Origin of the sequence: Blastococcus sp. TF02A-26 (assembly GCF_003319125.1) — a bacterium.
Classification (GTDB): domain Bacteria; phylum Actinomycetota; class Actinomycetes; order Mycobacteriales; family Geodermatophilaceae; genus Trujillonella.
This window is the reverse complement of the sequence record NZ_QOHG01000044.1, coordinates 1-1,470: the sequence shown is the minus strand read 5'-3', so window position 1 is coordinate 1,470 and position 1,470 is coordinate 1. Positions and strand designations below refer to the sequence as shown.

Below are 1,470 nucleotides of genomic sequence, written 5' to 3'. Positions count from 1 at the left end.
GTGTAGGACCTGCAGTTGATCTTCAGTTGAGGTAGGGCTCGAGTCGGTCGGGGAAGGCGATCAGCAGGGCTGCTATGGCCGGCTTCCAGTTCTGCGTGGTGGCGCCCTCGACCAGGTGTGGCGGGGCGGTGCGCTGGTTGGCGGGCTTGCCGCGTTCCTTGGCGCGTTCGCGGGCGCGTTTGTCCTCGATGTCGCGGATGGCCAGCCAGAGCAGCTTGATCACCGCGTCGTCGCTGGGGAAGTGACCGCGGTTCTTGATGATCTTTCGGAGCTGGTAGTTGAGCGACTCGATCGCGTTCGTGGTGTAGATGATCTTCCGCACCGCCGGGGCGAAGGCGAGGAACGGGGTGAACCGCTCCCAGGCGTTCTGCCAGGTCACCACGGTCGCCGGATACTTACGTCCGAGCTCGGAGTCGGCGAACTCCAGCAGCGCGGTCTCGGCGGCGTCGGCGGTGGGTGCGGTGTAGATCCGGCGCAGCGCGGCGGCGACCTTCTTGCGGTCGCCGTAGGAGACGAGCCGCATCGAGGCCCGGATCAGGTGCACCACGCAGGTCTGCACCGTCGTGTGCGGAAACGTTGCCTCGATCGCCTCGGGCAGGCCGGTCAGCCCGTCGCAGCAGGCGATGAGGATGTCCCGGACTCCGCGGTTGGCCAGCTCGGCGACCACCCCGGCCCAGAACTTCGCCCCCTCGGTGGCCTGCACCCAGATCCCGAGCACGTGCTTGATGCCGTCCAGATCCACTCCGACGGCGATGTGCGCCGAGCGGTTGCGCACCTGGTGACCGTCGCGGACCTTCACCACCAGCGCGTCGACGTAAACGATCGGATAGATCGGCTCCAGCGGCCGGGCCTGCCAGGCCTTGACCTCCTCGGCCACCGCGTCGGTGATCTTGCTGATCGTCTCGTGCGACAGCTCCGTGCCGATCGTGCGGGCCAGATGGTGCTGGATGTCGCGCACCGTCATGCCGCCGGCGTAGAGCGAGATGATCATGTCGTCCAGGCCGGCCAGGCGACGCTCGCCCTTGGGCACCAACCGCGGCTCGAAGCTGCTGTCCCGGTCCCGCGGCACCTCCAGGCCCATCGGCCCGACCTGGGACTGCACCGTCTTCGGAGTCGTTCCGTTCCGCGAGTTCGGCGACCCCCGGCCGGCCGGATCGCCCCGCTCATAGCCCAGGTGGTCGGTCAGCTCGGCGTCCAGGCCGCGCTCGAGGACGGCCTTGACCAGCTCGGGCAGGAACCCGCCCTCACCGGTCAGCCGGACTCCGCCCTGCTCGGCCCGGTCGATCAGCTCATCGAGCCAGGACTCGTCGGCCAGCTGCTCACGCAGCTGCCGGCCGGTCAGCCGGCCCGGTGGACCGAACCCGGAACCTCCGGCCACCGATTCGTCATCGGTCACGGTCACAGCGTGCTCCCTCCCGAGGCGGTTACCTCAGGTCCGGACCACAGCTCCTACACAGACGATCTGACACC

Annotated in this window: 1 protein-coding gene; it reads right to left on the bottom strand. The window is 68.5% G+C overall.

Annotated elements, in window-relative coordinates:
- Window positions 1–22: 22 nt before the first annotated feature.
- A complete protein-coding gene (locus DQ240_RS23015) occupies window positions 23–1,327 on the bottom strand; it encodes an IS256 family transposase (protein WP_369832036.1) in 1,305 nt (434 codons plus the stop codon).
- Window positions 1,328–1,470: the final 143 nt, after the last annotated feature.